We start from the raw sequence: 15092 nt of genomic DNA, 5'->3' as shown, positions 1-15092 counted from the left end.
TGGAATAAATGATGGCTTGGCGGGGACCCGCAGCATGGGGCAAATATGAACAGCGCGCAGGCGATCGCTTGCCATATCGGCGTCATGTCGATGACGTGACGCTGCAGCTGCGTGACGGCAGCTTGATGCGTGTGCTCCATTTAAATGGCCTGCCGTTCGAAACGGAAGATGCCGACCATCTCAACCACACACAGGCAGTTCGCGAGACAATATTGCGAAGCACGCTTGATTCACGTTTCATAGTTTACCACCACGTTATTCGCCGCCGTGTTTCGGCCGAAATGCCGTCGCAATATACCGGCGCGTTCTCCGCACATTTGCAGGAAAAGTGGTCCGCGCGACTTGCGAAACGAACCTTGTTTGCAAACGAACTTTTCCTCACGGTATTACGCCGTCCGCCGCGCGGCAAAGTGGGCCTTCTCGAACGAATGCGTCGCCGGTTCAACCGAAACCATTTTGATGCAATATTCCAGGAAGAATTGCGTGACCTGGATAGCGCGGTCATCGGTTTGAGCGCCGCGTTGCAGCAATATGGTGTTCGCGATCTTGGCTGTTACGAAGGCGATGGCGGAACCTGCTCGGAACTGCTCGAGTTTCTGGCCGCCCTGTACAATGGCGAAATGCGTGCCGTTCTGAAACCGGACGATGATGTCGATTTGGGGAATCATATTCCCTACAAGCGCGTCAGCTTCGGTCTGGATACGATTGAATATCGCGGTGCAGGCGGATCCGAATTTGCAGCGATGATTTCGGTCAAAGACTATCCTGGTGAAACGCGTGTCGGCATATTGGACGATGTCCTTCGCCTGCCCCACGAATTTGCTTTGACCGAAAGTTTTGCCCCTGTTGACCGTCAGGTTGCAAAGGAACGCATCGATCTTTCGTTACGCCGTTTGAAGGCGACCGATGAAGATGTGGCCGGCGAACGGCGCGAAATGCTCGCCGCTAAGGACCAGTTGATCGGGGGACAGATCGGTTTTGGGATGCACCATCTGTCGCTTTCGGTGCGTGCTGATGACATTACGTCGCTGGACAAGGCAGCGGCCAAAGCGGTGGCGGCGCTGGCGGATTTCGGTTCGATCGGTGTTCGCGAAGATGTGAACCTGGAACCTGCCTTTTGGGCACAATTCCCTGGCAACGAAATGTATATTGCCCGTGGGTCGATGATCTCCACAATCAATGCGGCAAGCTTCATTTCGATGCATGGCTTCCCGATGGGGCAACCCAAGGGTAACCACTGGGGCGACGCTATCACTATTTTCGAAACGACCAGCGCGACACCCTATTTCTTCAATTTCCATGAGGGCGATCTGGGGCATTTCAGCATTATCGGGCCATCCGGGTCTGGTAAAACAGTCGTAATGAATTTTCTGACCGCACAGGCCCAGAAGCTTGAGCCGAGGACTATCCTGTTCGATAAAGACCGGGGTGCGGAGATTTTCCTTCGCTCGCTGGGCGGAAATTATGTCGAGTTACGTCCCGGAATTCCGACAGGATTTAATCCGCTTCGTTTGCCTGACAGCCCTGTGAACCGTGCATTTTTGCGCGATTGGCTGGCCTGCCTGCTGGCCCCGGAACAGGGAGGCATGTCACCAGCCGACGAAACACTGATCGCCTCTGCTGTTGATGCGAGCTATGAACAGGGCGAGCATTTGCGCACCTTGCGTCATCTGGGGGAATTGCTTGGCGGGACAAAACGCCCGGAAGAGGGCGATTTGCAATCGCGGCTGAGGCCTTGGCTGGACCGCAGCGACAGAGGCTGGGTGTTTGACAATGATGCGGACGGGCTTGATCTTACGAACCGTATCATCGGTTTTGATATGACGGCCCTATTAGACCAGCCGGCTATTCGTACCGCAGTCATGATGTATCTATTCCACCGGGTCGACGAACGGCTGGATGGAAGTCCTGCCATGATCATGATCGACGAAGGCTGGAAAGTTCTGGATGATCCCGTATTTGCCGCTCGTCTGAGGGATTGGCTCAAAACGCTGCGTAAGCGAAATGCCATTGTGGGCTTCGGTACGCAAAGCGCACGCGATGCTCTGGACAGCAAGGTATCTTCGGCAATCGTCGAACAGACTGCTACCCAGATCTTTATGCCCAACAGCAGGGCGAAGGCGGAGGATTATTGCGGCGGGTTCGGGTTGAGCGACCATGAATTGTCGCTGGTCAGGACGCTTCCTGTCCACAGCCGGTGTTTCCTGATTCGGAAGCCCAATCACAGCGTCGTGGTCCGGCTTGATTTGGGCCAGATGCCTGACATTCTGACCATATTGTCTGGCCGCGAGTCCAGCGTGCGTGCGCTGGATAGCTTACGGGAAAGTTACGGGGATAAGCCTGAAAAATGGTACGAGCATCTGACGAAAACTCCATGGCCCGGTGATCCGAACATATTGCTCGATTTGTCGGAATTTGCCCAATGAGCCAGTTTTGCCAGCCAACCGGTCTGCGGGAGCAGGGGATCACTGCAGGTTTGCAGTATATCGACTGCAATAGTGAGCGGATCATCGAATATGCCTTCAACCGCTTTTTCGGCCCGGGTGGTGCGCTTGGTTGGGCGCTGACAATCATATTGACCATATATGTGGCATTGATTGCGTTCCGTCTTCTCAGCGGTCGTGGCCGGCTTTCCGCATTGCCGCCCCGTATACTCGGTCTCGGGCTTATCCTGACATTTGCGACCAGCTGGATCGGATACCAAAGCTTCGTTCTCAACATTGCATTGGGCGCACCGGAAGAGCTGGCGAAGATACTTTTGAACACCAAAGGCAGCGCGACCTACATGTTCTCGCGGCAGTTGGACATCATGTTTCAGGCAATCGCACAGGTTGCCTTGCAATCGCGTACGACAGGCGCGGGACCTGAAGGCGCGGCCGGCGTTATGTCGGCAGAAGGCGACCTGCTCTGGCTAGGCGCCTTGATGCTTTTGCTGGGCACCGTCGGTGTGCTCATAGTCGCCCGTATGGCGCTTGCTCTCATGCTGGCATTGGGGCCTATATTCATCATATTGGCTTTGTTTTCGGGCACGCGGGGATTGTTTGTCGGCTGGATGAAGGCGGTCGTCATGCTTGCGGTAACACCTCTGTTCGCTGTTCTGCTTGGAGGGGGGACGTTGACGCTGATTCGGCCCTTGGTTGTTGAGCTGGCGAAACTCAATGGTGAAATCGATATGCGAATTGCCGTGAATATATTTCTTGCCGCGTCGGTACACGTTGCGCTGATGCTGATGGCTATCAAATTGTCGACGACGCTTGTGTCGGGATGGCGGCTGCCCTGGGCCGAGCCGGAATCGGGTACGACAACATCCGACAATACCAATGCAGCGAGCACGGCCGCCGCCGTTGCGGCATCTTCGATGGCGGCATCCACACCTGCGTCGTCGGTTGAGGCTGGGCCCGATCAACGCACGCAATCCATTTTGCGCGCTGTGGACCAGTCTTCAATGCCTTCGCCAGCCGCAGATACATCCGAACGCGCAGGCTTTGCGCGGAATTTTGCTGTTAATACCGGCGACATGGTGGGCAGTGTAGGGGCCGGAAAACGGGAAACGAACGATGTTACACAAGCACTGGGTCGCAAATTTAGACCCGCCACAATCGGCGCTGTGCGTTTAAAGCGGGAAAGTACGGTATGAGCAAGTTGCGACGCCCTGTCTTTCTTCTCGCGCTGCTGGGATTGGCCGCCGGCGGTATTCAGCCGTCTTTTGCGATGCAAACCGCCGACAGCCGCGTGGTGGAGCGCCCATATTCGCCCGAGACCGTCTATCCCATTGCGGGCGTAATGGGCATTCAAACGGCTATATTATTTGGCGAAGAAGAGCGGATCGAAAACATCGCCGTTGGCGATGGGTCGAATTGGCAGATTACACCGAACAAGCGTGCGAACATTCTCTTCATTAAACCAATCACGACGAAGAAAATTACCAATCTGACCGTGGTCACTGACCGCCGAACCTATTTGTTCGAACTCAATTCGACCAACCCTAAGGCAGTGCCCATTTATACGATGCGGTTCATATATCCCCCTGAACCTATGGCTTCGGAAGTTCCCGATTTGACCGGCATCCCGCCCGAAGCGCTTAGTGAGACAACCGCAGATCCGTCGCCAAAGATCAATCTGAGTTGGGCGAAGAGTGGCAAGCAAAGTCTTTGGCCCAGTGAAATTTTCGATGACGGGACACTTACCTATTTGCGCTGGCCCAAAACCGTTTCCCCGCCCGCTATTTATTCAATTGGTGCTGACGGTACCGAGAGTCTTGTAAATCAACTCGCGCAAAATGATTATTTTGTTATTGATTTCGTACCGAGCGCCTTGATGCTGCGTTTGGGCAAAGCGAAAGCGCGATTGGACAGGATAACGTTACCCGATCCTGTTCAGCCTAAACTGGAGAACGGGAATTGAAAACGATCACGAAAGGCATCCATGATGAGCGTGATCCCAGAACCACGCTTGATGATGAAAGCCTCGAAGAGGCTTCGACGAACCGTTTCCCGGTGGTTGCGAACCAAAAGCGTGGTAAAGACGGTTTCGCCATTTGGGGCGGCATGTTCGGCGCGGTCGCATTGGGCGCGCTAACCCTCTATTTGATGTCGGAGGCGCGGCAATCCGCGAGCCCGCAACCCAAGCAAGCCGAAGAGATGCCGGCAATTGCCGATCTGCAACCTCCGCCCGTTCCACAAAATGCAGTGACGCTGGTTGACCCCTTAGGCAATTCGGTCATGGGTGTGCAGCCAAGTACAGTTCCAAGCGGCCAGGGCGTCCCCCCTGTCACTCCTCCGCCGATGGCAACAGTTCTGCCGCCGCCTACAACAAATTTCGAACCCCGGACGACGGATCCGCGTTCACCTGCGCTGATATTGGATGATTATGCGGACCGTTTGCAACGCCGTAACGCCAACCGTCAGGCTTCGGCCGGTGAAGTGCCAACGACACCAATTGGCCTTAACAATGATGAGTTGTTCGGGATGCGTGCGGGCGAAGGTGGAAGCAGCAGCGCTACACCGATGGCAAACCCGGGTGCAACAATTGTTGCGGGCACGCTCATCCCAGCGGTTCTCGAAACAGCAATCAACTCAGACCTTCCGGGATATACGCGCGCATTTGTCAGTCAGGACGTGCGTAGCTTTGACAACAAGACCGTTTTGCTGCCCCGCGGTTCACGCCTGATTGGACAGTATAAGAGCGGCGTCGCCGCAGGACAGAAGCGCGCCTATGTTATCTGGACGCGTGCGATACGTCCGGATGGCATTTCGATCGACCTCGGTTCGCCCGGCACAGACGGCTCCGGTCAAACCGGGCTGCCCGGCAAAGTAAACAGCCATTTCTTCCAGCGTTTTGGGGCGGCCATCCTATTATCTGTTGTAGGAGCGCTTGGTTCCCGGTCGAATGACGGCGTTGTTATCGCATCAGGCACCAGTGCGGCGTCTGTTGCTGCGCAGAGTAGTGCCAACATACCACCCACGATCCGTGTGGTGCAGGGGCAGGCTGTGAAGATCTTTGTAGCGCGCGATCTCGACTTTACCGATGCCCTGGGTGCAAATCTTTGAGCGTTCGGGCAGTCCCCCCTGTCGACGGCGGCGAAAAGGTCGCGCAGTCCTATCTGGAGGCCTATTTTGCGCCTCTTCAACCCTGGCTGAACCAGGACGATGTCACCGAACTGCTGATAAACCGGCCCGGTGAAATCTGGGTCGAGCGGGCAGGGCCCGGCAAGATGGAATGTGCACAGGTTCCACAGGTGGACGCCCGGCTGATCGAACGATTGGCCACACAGATTGCCCGCGTGAACAACCAGGGCGTGAACCGTGAAAACCCGTTGCTGTCCGCCGTGCTCGAGGACGGGGCGCGCGTGCAGGTCATTGCACCATCGGCGACCCGCGGTGACTGGGTCATTGCCATCCGCCGCCACAAGATCAAGGCGATGCCATTGTCGTCTTTCTCCACGCAGCTCGCGCCCGCCGCCGAACCCGCTGTGATGTTGGCCAAAAGCGATCCGATCGCTTTCCTGCAGCAGGCCATACATGCCCGTAAGACCATCCTGATCAGTGGCGGTACATCAACAGGTAAAACCAGTTTCCTCAACGCGCTTCTCGCCGAAGTGCCGATGTCCGAGCGCATAGTGCTGGTCGAAGACACGCCCGAAATAAGACTGTCGCATCCCAACTCGGTTGGCCTGGTCGCCATGAAGGGCGATATGGGCGTAGCCCGCATCAACACGAACGACCTGTTGCAGGCCGCATTGCGGCTGCGGCCGGACCGCATCGTATTGGGCGAATTGCGCGGCACTGAATCGGTAAGTTTCCTGCGGGCAATCAACACCGGTCACCCGGGTAGTTTTTCCACCATCCATGCCAACTCACCGCGCGGGGCGATCGAGCAACTGGCGCTGATGGTGATGCAATCGGGCATCGGGCTGAGCCGTCAGGATGTGATCGAATATGCCCGCTTTGTCGTCGATATCGTCGTCCAGTTGGAACGTCAGGATGGCAAAAGGGGCATCAGTTCGATCGTCATGACTCGCGACCTCGATATATAACCAAAATCAGGCTTTTCGGGTTAAGTAGCGGAATGATACTGATTTTGTTGTCCGGACCAATTTAACCCTAAAAAAACGGCGTTAATCTGCCATTCAGGGGCATTTTCAACTGGCCGACAATAAGCAACGTGTGACCGACGCGCCCTTTCTTTCACATTTTGTTAACCATAATCGCCTACGTCTAATTAGGTAACTTCGCATACTCGATGCTTACATAGAAACAAAAGGCACGGGTTTCATCTATATGGCCAGAGGTCGCAAACCAATGCAACGTCGCGGACGCATCGTCGTCGGTTCTTCTACACTTGTCTTCGCACTCGCCCTGTCGGGTTGCGGCGGCGGTGGTGCCGGTGGCGGTAGCGGTAGTGCACCGCCGTCCAGCTCGACGCCTCCGCCTCCTGTAGTTGTCGTTCCGCCCACGCCTTCTCCGCCACCAGCAGAGGTGCCGCCTCCGTCGCCGCCGCCCACAACAACTCCGCCGCCGTCACCTCCGCCGACGCCGGCTCCGCCACCGGCGCCACCGCCACCGCCACCTCCTCCTCCCCCGCCGCCGCCGACGCCGACCCCTCCGCCGCCGCCTGCACCGCCACCACCACCTCCTCCGCCGCCGCCTCCAACGACGGCAGGTGTCTATAGCCCGTCCAAATTACCGGACGGACGGCAACGTGCATTTCCGACCGCGCAAGGCTTTGGCGCTGCTGCAACAGGTGGCCGTGGCGGACGTGTGATACCCGTGACCACGCTTGCCGATTCCGGCGCTGGTTCGCTACGCGAATGCATGATGGCGACCGGTGCACGCACATGCGTGTTCCGCGTATCGGGCACCATTGTTCTCAATTCACAGATCAAGCCTACATCGGGCAATCTGACTGTTGCCGGTCAGACCGCGCCGGGTGGCGGGATCGCAATCCGCAATGATCCGTCCAACCTGACCGGATCGCCCATTTATCTGTCGCAGCCAAATAATATTATCCGCCACATCCGGATCCGACCGGGTGCAACCAGCGGGACAAAGCAGGATACAACAGACAGTATCACGGTTGATGCCGGTGCGGATTACACCATCATCGACCATGTCTCTCTGTCGTGGGCCACCGATGAACCCTTCAACTCGACCAAGGCATCGGCCAATATCACCGTGCAATGGTCGCTCGTTTACGAAGGTCTGAGCAGATCGACCCATATTCAGGGCGAACATGCCAAGGGTATGTTTGTCGAGGGCAGCAATATTACGGTGCATCATGTGCTGGTCGCGCATGCGACTGACCGTATGCCCAATGCCGGCGTCGGCAGCCGCGTCGATTTCGTGAATATTGTAAGCTACAATATGAAGGAAAAGGCGCACCAATATTTCTCGATGCTGCAAAAGCAGGGCAGCGCCACCAGCGGTTTGACCCGTCAGGCAAATATTGTGGGTAACTGGGTGTCTATGGGCCCCAATTCGATGCGTGGTGCATCGATTTACGGCGGAAACTACGACGAACAATATTCGACCAATCCGGGATTTGCAGAGTTTTACCTCTCCGGTAATATTGACGGGCGTCGCCTGTCGACGAGCCTGGATGATCGTCTCTTCTTCGATCCGGCCGACTGGCGTTATATCCAGAGCAGCCCCATCGGGCTATTGTCGGTCGAACTCTTCTCCTCCGCCGCACAAAGTGTGCGTGACGTCACCTCTTTCGCAGGTGCCTTCCCCCGCGATGTTTCAGATCAGCGCGTATTGCTTGATTTCCTCAATTGCCGCGGTTCGATCATTGATGATCCCAGTCAGGTGGGTGGCTGGCCTGCTTTGGCTACCGGAACACCTTATGCGGATGCGGACGGCGACGGCATGGACGATGTCTGGGAGGCATCCAGAGGGATTAGCAGCGGCACTGCGGATGCAGATGGTGATGGCTATACCAATTTGGAAGAATTCCTGAACGAGTTGGCGGGTGACCAGGATTCCGCAGGCAATCTTATCAATCGCGTTGGCGCAGGAACCGGTCCGGTACCTGCCGTGAACTGCGGGATTACCGTCTGAATTCGGGGCCACTGGTCCCTTTACCCTTTAATACAGAAAATTGGGCGCGCAGATACCGGGTAACCGGTAAACCACGCGCCCTATCCTCTGATCCAGTATTAGGGGCCCGGATCTAGGGGATTATGTTGCAATTGACGGGCGGCAGGGTGCCGTTGCCCACGCCAACGCGGTTTATGAAATTTCCGGCACTGTCCTGGTCACCGGCCAGCTCGTTCAGGAATTCTTCCAAATTGGTATAACCGTCGCCATCCGCGTCTGCGTTGGCATTGCTGATGTTCCGGCTTTTCTCCCAATTGTCGTCCATGCCGTCTGCATCGCCGTCGATATAGGGTGTGCCGCCTGCCAGTATTGGCCATCCGCCCACCTGCGATGGGCTGTCTATGATCGAGCCACCACAGGTTAGAAATGCCTGCACCACCCTTTTGTCCGCAGCATCGCGGGGAAAGGCACCTGCAAATGCCGTGATGTCGCGAACAGCCTGCTCGGCCGGGCTGAATAGCTGCACGCTTAACGTGCCTATGGGTTGCGTCAGGACATATTTCCAATCGGCAGGGTCAAAGAACAGCTTTTCCGAAAGTGTCCCATTGCGCCGGCGTCCGTCGATATTCTGGTACAGGTAAAATTGGGCGAAGCCGGGATTAGTCGAAAACTGCTCATCATAATTTCCACCATAAATCGCGGTGCCACGAACCGAATTTGGCCCCATCGAAACCCAGTTGCCCACGATATTGGCCGTGCGCGTCAAACCGCTCGCGGTTGCGCTTTGCTTTTGCTTCATCGAAAAATACTGATGGGCCTTCTCGCGCATATTGTACGAGATGAGGTTTACGAAGTCGACGCGGCTGCCGACACCGGCATTGGGCATACGGTCCGTGGCATGCGCCATGAAGACGTGGTGCGCGGTGATGTTATCGCCCTCCAGAAACATGGCTTTTGCATGTTCACCCGAAATATGGGTCGATTTGCTCAGCCCTTCATAGACCAGAGACCATTGTATCGTCACATTGGATGCGGTCTTCGTTGTGTTGAACGGCTCGTCCGTCGCCCAGGACAGGGATACATGGTCGATGATCGTATGCGCTGCGCCAGCATCGATAGTAATTGCGTCGGTGGTGTCCTGCTTGGTGCCGCTTGTCGGGCCTGGCCGGATCCGGATATGACGGACAATATTGTGGGGCTTGGTAAAGTAAAAGGGTGATCCTGTCAGGTTGGACGGATGGTTCTTGATGGCAATGCCTCCACCGGGCGCGGTCTGACCGGCAATCGTCAAATTGCCCGATGTCGGTTTGATCTGCCGCAGCAGTTCAATCGTACCCGCGACGCGGAACACACAAATGCGCGGCCCGCTCGCCATCATACAATCGCGTAATGATCCCGCGCCTGAATCAGCCAGTGTCGTTACCGGGATGACCCGTCCGCCGCGACCTCCGACCGAAGTCGCGCCAAAACCTTCTGCGCTGGGGAAGGCGCGCTGGGCCCCTGAGGGAAGTTTGGCAGGGTTATATGTCTGCCCGAACGCGTCTGAGGGGATCTGTGTGCACAAAATGGCCACGATCGTGATCAGAAGCGTGAACAGTTTCTCGGCACGGCCGGGGCCACGTACCGGACGTGGAGACAGAGTCTCTTGCGAGATCAATGCGTGCTGAACGCCGACCGAGCGGCGGGAAGTGCGACGTGACATTTTTAAAAGCTCCAAAACTCGATCCTCCGTCCGCCGGGCAAAAAGGGGGGCGAGACTGGAAGAATTTGAAGGTGCCTTTAAAATAGTAACACTATGTTAGTAAAGATAGTAACGCAATGATTAATGGCTAACGACGCTATCCAGATGAATTTAGGCAGATAAAATTTTGAGATAATCGACGAATGTCGACCGTATTTGTATTTTAGAATTAGAATTCAATGGGTTAGTATGCGGACTCTTCTTGTTTTGTTCAATTTATTGAATTTCTTCAGAGGTTTAGCGTCTGAAGCAGCTCTGAATTACTTTAAGGATTCAAAGCCAGGCGATTTAATGAAGCTGCCGACGATAAGCGTTGCAGCATCTCCACCACAATTTCGCTAATGACAGGTTGAATTTCGGTCACTTTTGGATGTCGCCGGGATCAATTAAGGCCAGGCCGCGAACTCTATCTGTTACTATCGATTGCATTGGACGCCAAAAAGTGGAACGAGAAAGATGGTTAACGTGCGAATCACCAAAACGAATCACTTATCCAAAATGGCTAGACTTTCGTCTTTTACGGCTATTTACCTTTGGATAGATAGGTGTCCCACTCTGGTACGACACTGACGAATTCATACAAAGAATTGAAATATTCTTTTAAAATTCAGATACTTAAATGGTTATCTCGCACATGCAAAAAAATGCAAATTTGGGCGAAAAATGGCCCTTTGGGGGTCGACAGTTCTGCTGAAGTTATATAACTTTAAGAAACTTACCAAAAAGTAAAGTTTACGTGGGTCGCAAACGTGAAATCTTCTGGACAAGGTACGTTTGATGACCGATGCAATTTTATCCGCCGTAGTCGTAGGCAAGAATTCTCTTGCTCGTGAAGGCCTCCGCCGCATTCTAGCCGAAGAAAATTTTTCGGTACAGGCTTCCGTTGAAAGCGGGACTTCGTTCCTGCTCGCGAACGCCGAAGATGAATCGCCCAATCTGTTCATTCTGGACAATAGCACAACCGACCACCTTGAAAGTGAGTTGGAAGCGCTGAACACCAGCTTCCCGAAGTCGCGCAAGGTCGTGCTTTCGGACCAGTTCGATCTGGAAGAAGTTGTTGATGCGTTCAAATATGGCGTCGATGGTTACATCGTAAAGGAAATCAGCCTTGAAGCGCTTATGAAGTCGCTTCGTCTGGTTGCGATGGGCGAAAAGGTAATGCCGAGCCAGCTCGCGCAGCATCTTTCCAGCATGGAAGAGAAGGCCCAGGTTCCGCAATTCGCGCGTAACCCTGATGTCACCCGCATCCTGTCGGAACGCGAGATTACCACTCTGCGCTATCTGCTTGTTGGACATGCCAATAAAGTGATCGCCCGTCGTCTCGAAATCAGCGAAGCGACCGTGAAGGTCTATGTCAAAGCAATCCTGCGTAAGTTGCGGGTCAGCAATCGGACGCAGGCCGCGATTTGGGCTTTCAACAATGGCGTTCAGGTTGTGGCCGAAGACGTCAAGGAATTTGATGACGAAATGAACTACGACGACGTCCAGGTCGCTGCAGAATAATCCGTCAAAGCGCCGGTTTTTTAGGCCGGTGACCAGCTAGGAATTAAGCCGGGATATCCGAAAGGATATTCCGGCTTTTCTATGTCAGCTTTGCAGACGTCTGCGTTTTTCACCTGTGGCCATAACGCCAAGGGTGGATATCACGATTGACAGGTCCGTCCGCCAATCTCCGTTATCGATATACCAGAGATCGAGAGAGATTTTCTCATCAAGGGTTAGCAAGGTGTTGCCATTGACCTGCGCCCATCCGGTCAACCCGGGAGGGACCGAACCCCGTTTCACGCCACGTTCGCCCAGACCGGCGATCGTCTCCGGCAGGAGCGGGCGGGGACCGACAATCGCGATATCCCCGTTGACGACGTTCCAAAGGCTGGGAAGCTCATCAAGCCGTGTTTTACGCAGAAATGTTCCGATACCCGTAACCCGGTCTTCATCGGGCAGCAGTTGACCATCGGCGTCGCGCAAATCGCGCATTGTGCGAAACTTCACCAGCGTGAACGGCTTGCAACCCAAACCGGATCGTGTTTGCCGGAACAGCACATTCTTGCCCTGCAACACGCGCAACAATGCGGCGATAATCAGGTTGACCGGCAGCAAAGCCACCAGGGCTACCGCCGCCAATAGACGGCGCAGGATGCTGGTAATGGTGTTCATGCCGCCTTCGTTCCTCCGGCAGCCGAAGCGGCGATACGCTGGAGTATCGCCTGCAACGGTTTTGGTTTAAAGCCGAAACTTTGCAGCCGATCGCTGTTAATGGCTGGGAACCCTGTATCGGGAGCACGGTTGGCGTGCACCATCTGGATTGCGTCTGAAGGTCGGCCCAAAATTTCAGCCAGTTTAATCAGGATGTCGATCAATTCGGTGCGCTGGCCGGACGACAGGTTGTACACGCCGCTCAATTCTGTTTCGACGGCAAGCAGTAAGCCGGCGCATACGTCATCGCAGTCTATGAAGTCGGCACCAAAGGCGGCGCCGTCCTGGATCTGAACGGGGATGCCTTTGGCCAAGTCGCCTGCCAGCTTGTCAATGATGCTGCGGCCGTCGCCGATGACCGACGATATGCGCAAAATGGCGTGGTCTATATCATGTTCGTTGCACATGCTGGCGGCGAGCCATTCCTGCGCCGCTTTGGATGCCAGATACAGCACCCGCGATTGCGGGCCAAAGGGGGATTCTTCCGATGCTTCGGCCTGATCCGCGCGGTAAACATTGGCGGTACCGGTCAGTACCAGGCGCTTGACCTTGGCCATTGCCATCGCCTCGACGAGCCTTTGTGTGCCAAGGACATTGACGTTCCAGAGTGCGGCATCGCCCTCGCTGCCCGGCACTTTGCCCGGAATAATCGCAGCCAGATGCACGAGTTGATCTACATCGTGCAGATGTTCGGCAATCGTGTCGGAGGTATCGGAGAGAGAGAACGGGCGGATCTCGATACCTTCGCCATGGGAAAAGGCGGTATCCCGCTGCAGCGCCACGACTGAAAAGCCGCGGCTCTGCAAAAGCGCGGCAAGGCGGCTGCCAATTGCCCCGCTTGCACCGGTAACCGCAATCCGTTGTCTGGTCACGGACGCCCCACTGCGGCGATCTGGCTATGGTCGAGAAACTGTTCTTCGAGGAACCGGATCACCGTCCCGTGCCGGATTGTCGGCGGGGCGATGTCCTCGCCCAGGATCAGTTTACGCAAGCATAATTCAACCTCGTTAAAGCCGAACAATGCCCGCATCGGCGTCGTCCCTGAAAAACGGGCATTGATTTCAAAAAGGCGCGGGACGCCGTGCTGATCCACGCGAAACTGGAAATTGGTCGGGCCATAGGGCTTGAGCGCGTGGGCCAGATCATGGACATATTTCTCATATTCGGGGAACTCGCCCGAATAGGCGCGGTAGGTGTTTCCGTCTCTCAGATCCCGGCGCAGCACGATGGATGCCTGCACTTCATTGTCGAAGAACAGCACGCCTGCGGTATATTCCTGGTCATCCTCGCCCGCCATTTGCTGGACCACCAGATCGCTCCGCCCGCGCAGCGCTTCGTCGAGTTCTGTCCGGTTGTGCACCTTGGACACACCGACCGCACGCGCGCCGCGGCGGGGTTTGACGATCAGGGGAAAGCCGATGCTTTCGATCAGCTGTTCCAAGGCGGCGCTGTCTTCGGCACGCACCGATCTGGGGTTGGACAGCCCGTTTGCCTCAAGGAACTGTGCGGTCTGGAATTTGTCGTCGGCGATTTCGATGACGTTAGCGGGACTCACGAGAATATGCGTGTTGAAGCGCGCTTCCCATTCCGCGCGCTTCTGCGCGAAGAGGGCGAGTTCGACGTCGGTCCCCACAAGCACGGCATCCGGCCGCACTTCGTCCAGAATGGCCTCGATCCGGGATACATAATCGGGGTCAGTCGCCATCGGGATCAGGCGTGCTTCGTCCGTCCAGTGCAATCCTGCCGACAGGGCATTGGGGTCAAGCGCAATGATCCGGATTGGCAAAGATGCCGACTTGAGCGACTTGATAATCCCTTGGCCCAGAACCGCGCCGGCGCCCGTAACTACAATCTTCATCATTCAAAAAATCCACATAACTTATCTTTAGTGCTTGGCGAGAATTCCGGATGCTGCCTGATCTCGCGGCAATGCGCCGCAGCGTCGCAGGCTATATTGTACCGAACAAGTGTCAATTTTTCGTTGTCCAGTTCAACCATAGCCCAGTGCGGGGTGCGATCGTCAGCAGAGCGGGGTTGGCCGACTGCCCCTACGACGTGGATTTCGGCGTTAGCGTCGGCATAATGGCGGCTGCGGTGCAGATGCCCGAAGACACCATAGCGATATCCACGTTCCGCACACACGTGCGCCGCGCGCGCCATTTCGGCCTCGCCCGACATGTAGGTCCAGTCGCCATAACCAAAGGGGTTGGCATGCGCCATGAACAGCGGCCCATAGTGCCATTCAGGCACGATCGGCAGGTTGTCGGGCCAATGGCTTCCCAGTTGCGCCCAAGTCCATTCGGCCGACTGTTTGATCCATTCGGGCATACGGTCAAAATAGCCGGTCTCACCATTTTCCATATCAATATAGAGCTGGTCATGGTTCCCGCCGACCAAAAGCGCACCATCCCGGGCGATGGCTTCCGCCGCAAGGTCCGCACATGGCCTGGGATCAAGGCCATAGGTAAAGAGATCGCCCAGAAGGATGAGCTGGTCAAATCCGGCAGTGCGTGCGTCCGACAGGGCGGTTGCAAATGGTGCGTAAGCCGAATGGATGTCGCTGATGACAGCTATGCGCACGGACCAAACCTTATACTATTGTTCGAAACGGGCAGAGG

The 15092-nt window shown here is 55.7% G+C and carries 12 protein-coding genes; 7 read left to right on the top strand and 5 right to left on the bottom strand.

Annotation, left to right across the window (positions count from 1 at the left end):
- The first annotated feature begins 8 nt into the window (after window positions 1–8).
- The 6 genes from FOM92_RS11660 (at window position 9) to FOM92_RS16035 (ending at window position 8558) form a co-directional block, all read left to right on the top strand.
- On the top strand, window positions 9–2426 hold the full coding sequence (locus tag FOM92_RS11660; RefSeq protein ID WP_143777036.1) for a VirB4 family type IV secretion/conjugal transfer ATPase: 2418 nt from the start codon (window positions 9–11) through the stop codon (window positions 2424–2426).
- Window positions 2423–3637 (top strand): TrbL/VirB6 family protein, encoded by a 1215-nt coding sequence (locus tag FOM92_RS11655; RefSeq protein ID WP_143777035.1) that lies wholly within the window; start codon window positions 2423–2425, stop codon window positions 3635–3637. Before FOM92_RS11660 ends, FOM92_RS11655 begins: the two co-directional genes overlap by 4 nt.
- Window positions 3634–4404: a TrbG/VirB9 family P-type conjugative transfer protein gene (locus tag FOM92_RS11650; protein ID WP_143777034.1), complete on the top strand. Its 771-nt coding sequence runs from the start codon at window positions 3634–3636 to the stop codon at window positions 4402–4404. Before FOM92_RS11655 ends, FOM92_RS11650 begins: the two co-directional genes overlap by 4 nt.
- Window positions 4401–5549, top strand: a complete 1149-nt coding sequence (locus FOM92_RS11645) for a TrbI/VirB10 family protein (protein ID WP_211347399.1) — start codon at window positions 4401–4403, stop codon at window positions 5547–5549. Before FOM92_RS11650 ends, FOM92_RS11645 begins: the two co-directional genes overlap by 4 nt.
- On the top strand, window positions 5546–6535 hold the full coding sequence (gene virB11 / locus FOM92_RS11640; protein ID WP_143777033.1) for a P-type DNA transfer ATPase VirB11: 990 nt from the start codon (window positions 5546–5548) through the stop codon (window positions 6533–6535). Before FOM92_RS11645 ends, virB11 begins: the two co-directional genes overlap by 4 nt.
- Before the next feature lie 265 nt (window positions 6536–6800).
- Window positions 6801–8558: a hypothetical protein gene (locus FOM92_RS16035; RefSeq protein WP_211347398.1), complete on the top strand. Its 1758-nt coding sequence runs from the start codon at window positions 6801–6803 to the stop codon at window positions 8556–8558.
- 112 nt (window positions 8559–8670) lie between these two features.
- Here FOM92_RS16035 and FOM92_RS11630 read toward each other — a convergent pair whose 3' ends face one another.
- Window positions 8671–10239, bottom strand: a complete 1569-nt coding sequence (locus FOM92_RS11630) for a hypothetical protein (RefSeq protein WP_143777032.1) — start codon at window positions 10237–10239, stop codon at window positions 8671–8673.
- A gap of 816 nt (window positions 10240–11055) precedes the next feature.
- Here FOM92_RS11630 and FOM92_RS11625 point away from each other — a divergent pair.
- Entirely contained in the window at window positions 11056–11781 is a 726-nt protein-coding gene (locus tag FOM92_RS11625; RefSeq protein WP_143777031.1) for a LuxR C-terminal-related transcriptional regulator, read from the top strand.
- A gap of 84 nt (window positions 11782–11865) precedes the next feature.
- Here FOM92_RS11625 and FOM92_RS11620 read toward each other — a convergent pair whose 3' ends face one another.
- Genes FOM92_RS11620 through FOM92_RS11605 form a run of 4 tightly spaced genes read right to left on the bottom strand, consistent with a single transcriptional unit; the run spans window position 11866 to window position 15054 of the window.
- The gene (locus FOM92_RS11620; RefSeq protein ID WP_246087273.1) at window positions 11866–12435 is read right to left on the bottom strand and encodes a sugar transferase; all 570 of its coding nucleotides are present in this window, start codon (window positions 12433–12435) and stop codon (window positions 11866–11868) included.
- On the bottom strand, window positions 12432–13346 hold the full coding sequence (locus FOM92_RS11615) for an NAD-dependent epimerase/dehydratase family protein (protein ID WP_143777030.1): 915 nt from the start codon (window positions 13344–13346) through the stop codon (window positions 12432–12434). Before FOM92_RS11615 ends, FOM92_RS11620 begins: the two co-directional genes overlap by 4 nt.
- On the bottom strand, window positions 13343–14335 hold the full coding sequence (locus FOM92_RS11610; RefSeq protein WP_246087272.1) for an ATP-grasp domain-containing protein: 993 nt from the start codon (window positions 14333–14335) through the stop codon (window positions 13343–13345). Before FOM92_RS11610 ends, FOM92_RS11615 begins: the two co-directional genes overlap by 4 nt.
- A complete protein-coding gene (locus tag FOM92_RS11605; RefSeq protein ID WP_143777029.1) occupies window positions 14332–15054 on the bottom strand; it encodes a metallophosphoesterase family protein in 723 nt (240 codons plus the stop codon). Before FOM92_RS11605 ends, FOM92_RS11610 begins: the two co-directional genes overlap by 4 nt.
- Window positions 15055–15092 lie beyond the last annotated feature (38 nt).

Source organism: Sphingorhabdus contaminans (assembly GCF_007280415.1).
GTDB classification, from domain to species: Bacteria; Pseudomonadota; Alphaproteobacteria; order Sphingomonadales; family Sphingomonadaceae; genus Sphingorhabdus_B; species Sphingorhabdus_B contaminans.
The sequence above is the reverse complement of the archived record's forward strand: the minus strand, read 5'-3'. Positions and strand labels throughout refer to the sequence as shown.

What these genes read in the sequence shown, in the direction of transcription:
- FOM92_RS11660 (WP_143777036.1), top strand. Translation starts at nt 9, where the DNA reads ATGATGGCTTGGCGGGGACCCGCAGCATGGGGCAAATATGAACAGCGC.
- FOM92_RS11655 (WP_143777035.1), top strand. Translation starts at nt 2,423, where the DNA reads ATGAGCCAGTTTTGCCAGCCAACCGGTCTGCGGGAGCAGGGGATCACT.
- FOM92_RS11650 (WP_143777034.1), top strand. Translation starts at nt 3,634, where the DNA reads ATGAGCAAGTTGCGACGCCCTGTCTTTCTTCTCGCGCTGCTGGGATTG.
- FOM92_RS16035 (WP_211347398.1), top strand. Translation starts at nt 6,801, where the DNA reads ATGCAACGTCGCGGACGCATCGTCGTCGGTTCTTCTACACTTGTCTTC.
- FOM92_RS11630 (WP_143777032.1), bottom strand. Translation starts at nt 10,239, where the DNA reads ATGTCACGTCGCACTTCCCGCCGCTCGGTCGGCGTTCAGCACGCATTG.
- FOM92_RS11625 (WP_143777031.1), top strand. Translation starts at nt 11,056, where the DNA reads ATGACCGATGCAATTTTATCCGCCGTAGTCGTAGGCAAGAATTCTCTT.
- FOM92_RS11620 (WP_246087273.1), bottom strand. Translation starts at nt 12,435, where the DNA reads ATGAACACCATTACCAGCATCCTGCGCCGTCTATTGGCGGCGGTAGCC.
- FOM92_RS11610 (WP_246087272.1), bottom strand. Translation starts at nt 14,335, where the DNA reads ATGATGAAGATTGTAGTTACGGGCGCCGGCGCGGTTCTGGGCCAAGGG.